Raw genomic sequence first — 3,348 nt, forward strand, 5'->3', positions numbered from 1 at the left:
CCCCGGCCCCCCGCCATCCCCCACGACCACGGGATCGGGCGGCGCACACACCGATCCGATCCTCTCCCCAGGGAGGCAGCATGTCACTCCACCAGCAGTCGGCGTCCGGGCCCGCACCGGCGCCGGAGGCGGGCTTCCAGTCGCGGATCAAGGTCATCCGCGCGGCGGTCATCGGCACCGTCGTCGAGTACTACGACTTCGGCATCTACGGCTACATGGCCACGTTCGTGGCGATGCTCTTCTTCGTCTCGGAGGACCCGACGGCGGCCCTGCTGGGCACGTTCGCCGCGTTCGCCGTCGCGTTCTTCATGCGCGTGCCCGGCGGCATCCTCTTCGGCCACATCGGGGACCGCTACGGGCGCAAGCGGGCCCTGTCCTGGACCATCCTGCTGATGGTCCTGGCCACCGCGGCCATCGGCGTACTGCCCAACTACTACACGCTCGGCGTCTGGGCGACCGTCCTGCTGGTCCTGTGCCGCTGCGTCCAGGGCTTCGCCGCGGGCGGCGAACTCGGCGGGGCCAACGCCTTCGTGGCCGAGTCCGCCCCGGCCCGCTGGCGGGCCACCCAGACCTCCCTGGTCAACTCGGGCACCTACTTCGGCTCGCTGTTCGCCTCGCTGGTGGCGCTCACCTTCACCACGGTCTTCACCGAGCAGCAGATGCTGGACTGGGCGTGGCGCCTGCCGTTCCTGCTCAGCCTGCCCATCGGCGTCATCGGCCTCTACATCCGCAGCCACCTGGACGACACCCCGCAGTTCAAGCAGCTGGAGGACAAGGGCGAGACCGAGCGCATGCCGATCCGGACCCTGCTGGTCACCAACTGGCGGTCCGTGCTGAAGATCATCGGCCTGGGCGCGGTGATCACCGGCGGCTACTACATCGTCTCGGTGTACGCGGCCACCTACCTCCAGACCACGGCCGGGCACTCCGCCCAGCTGGCCTTCGCCTCGACCTCGGTCGCCATGGTCGTCGGCGCCGCCACGCTGCCGCTCTCGGGCTACCTGGCCGACACCATCGGCCGCAAGAAGGTCATCCTCATCGGCAGCGTCGGGGCCGCGCTCCTGGGCTTCCCGATGTTCATGATGATGTCCGCCGGCCCGGCCTGGGCCGCGATCGTGGGCCAGACGGCGCTGTTCGTGTGCGTCTCGGTCGTCAACGGCGCCTCGTTCGTCACCTACGCCGAGATGCTGGGCGCCTCCACCCGCTACAGCGGGATCGCGCTCGGCAACAACGTCACCAACACGCTCCTGGGCGGCACCGCGCCCTTCGTCGCGACCTGGCTGATCAGCGCCACCGGCCAGCCGCTGGCTCCCGCGGGCTACTTCGTCCTCACCGCCCTGGTGACGCTGGTGGCCGTCCTGTTCGTCACCGAGACCCGCGGCACCGAACTGCCGATCGACTGAGAGGAGAAGGCACATGCGCACAGCGGACGCGACGAGCGGCGGAACCGGACACGGACTGGCCGGACGCGTCGTCCTGGTGACCGGCGCCGCGGGCGGCATGGGCAGGGCCGAGGCCCTGGCACTGGGACGCGAGGGCGCCCGGGTCTGGGTGGCCGACCTGGACGCGGAGCGGGGCGAGGACACGGCCCGCCAGATCGGTGAGCTGGGCGCGACGGCCCGGTTCGCCCGCCTGGACGCCGCCGACCCGGACGACTGGGCGCGCCTGCGCGACCGGATCGCGGAGGAGGACGGCGGACGCCTGGACGGGCTGGTCAACAACGCCGGGGTCAGCCACCGCTTCGGGATCGCCGACACCACGGACGAGGACTGGCGCCGCGTGCTCGACGTCAACCTGTCCAGCGTGTTCTACGGCATGCGGTCCATGGCCCCGCTGCTGCGCGCGTCGGGGTCGGCGTCGGTGGTCAACGTGTCCTCCATCGCCGGGATGACCGGCTACTTCTCCGCCTCCTACGGCGCGAGCAAGTGGGGCGTGCGCGGCCTGAGCAAGGTGGGCGCGCTGGAGTTCGCGTCCTGGGGCGTGCGGGTGAACTCCCTGCACCCCGGGCTGGTGGACACCCCGCTGCTGCGCTCGGGGACCGACGACTTCGTCGAGGAGAGCCTGCGCTCGGTGCCCGCCGGCCGGGTGGCCGAACCCGGGGAGGTCGCCGACGTGGTGCTGTTCCTGCTGTCGGAGGCCTCCCGGTACGTGACGGGGGCCGAACTGGTCGTCGACGGCGGCCTGACCTCCGGCGGCCTCTACCACCGGATCACCTCGGGCCTGCGGGAGGGGCCCGTCTGAGTGTCCGGACACGACTCCGGGGAGGCGCCCACCGTCCAGGTGCGCCTCCCCGGTTCCCGGAGCGCGGGGCTTCGGTGACCCCCGGCGCCTCCGGGACCGGCCCGCGCCGCGCAGGCGCCGTCAGGCGGCGGCCCGGTCGGTGACGCGCCGGATGGCCTCGACGGCGAGTTCGGGCTGGTCGACGTGGATGTGGTGGCCGCTCTCCTCGGCGGTGCTGAGCCGGCTCTCACCGGACACCTGGAGCCACCGCTCCTGGCCCTCGGCCCACACGCGCTCCAGTTCGGCGCCGTACTCGGGGATCTCACCGAGGTACCGGACCCCGTGCTGGATGACCTCCGTCGGGATGTCCCCGGCCGAGCGGACCTCCGCGTCGCTGTCGATGACGATGCTCTCGGGGTTCTCGCCCCGGAACACCGCGAGGTTCTGCGCGCGCACCTCGGCGCCCGGGCCGGTCGCCGACTCGGGGATCACCTCGTTGATGTCGTCGAGCATCGTCGGTGACGTGGCGTCCAGCAGCACCAGGCCCCTGACCCGGTCCTGGTGGTCGGGGGCGTAGCGGGCGGCGATCAGCCCGCCCAGCGAGTGGCCGACCAGGACGACCGGTCCGTCACCGGCGACGTCGTCCAGGACAGCGGTCAGGGTCCGCCCGGCGTCGGCGACGCTCTGGGGGCCGGGCGGCTGGTCGCTCCCGCCCTCGCCGAACCGGTCGTAGGAGCAGACCCGGTCCCCCTCGCCCAGGGTCCCCTGGAGGTCGGCCATGGTGTCCAGGCCGTCGCCCATCCCGGCCATGAGGACGATGACCGGCCGTTCGCCGGCCGGGGCGCCGGAGCAGGAGACGTTCAGGGAACCGCCCTCGACGTCGAGCGTCTTGGTCCCGGTGAACAGCTCCCCGTCGGTCATCACGTCCTCCGCGGCCGACTCCAGGCCGGACTCCACCTCCTCCAGACCGGCGCCCACGTCCTCCAGGCCGGACCGCACATCGGAGCACCCGACGAGGCCGGTCCCGGCCACGGCCAGGCACAGTGCGGTCAGGGCGGTCGTCCGGATGGTGCGCGACATCGGGGCCTCCAGCGAGGGAATCGGGACGGGGGCGTCGAGTGGTGCCGC

The 3,348-nt window shown here is 72.5% G+C and carries 3 protein-coding genes; 2 read left to right on the forward strand and 1 reads right to left on the reverse strand.

What is annotated here, in order from left to right; genetic code table 11:
- Nucleotides 1–80 precede the first annotated feature (80 nt).
- On the forward strand, nucleotides 81–1,403 hold the full coding sequence (locus DQW06_RS16045) for an MFS transporter (protein ID WP_013155650.1): 1,323 nt from the start codon (nucleotides 81–83) through the stop codon (nucleotides 1,401–1,403).
- Nucleotides 1,404–1,416: 13 nt separating this feature from the next.
- Nucleotides 1,417–2,241, forward strand: a complete 825-nt coding sequence (locus tag DQW06_RS16050) for an SDR family NAD(P)-dependent oxidoreductase (RefSeq protein ID WP_013155649.1) — start codon at nucleotides 1,417–1,419, stop codon at nucleotides 2,239–2,241.
- Between the two features lie 120 nt (nucleotides 2,242–2,361).
- Here the strand turns inward: DQW06_RS16050 and DQW06_RS16055 are convergent, their stop codons facing one another.
- Nucleotides 2,362–3,300 carry an alpha/beta fold hydrolase gene (locus DQW06_RS16055; RefSeq protein WP_117198829.1) on the reverse strand — a complete coding sequence of 313 codons (939 nt, stop codon included), beginning with the start codon at nucleotides 3,298–3,300 and terminating at the stop codon, nucleotides 2,362–2,364.
- Nucleotides 3,301–3,348 lie beyond the last annotated feature (48 nt).

Origin of the sequence: Nocardiopsis sp. TNDT3, from assembly GCF_003427465.1 — a bacterium.
GTDB lineage: Bacteria > Actinomycetota > Actinomycetes > Streptosporangiales > Streptosporangiaceae > Nocardiopsis > Nocardiopsis dassonvillei.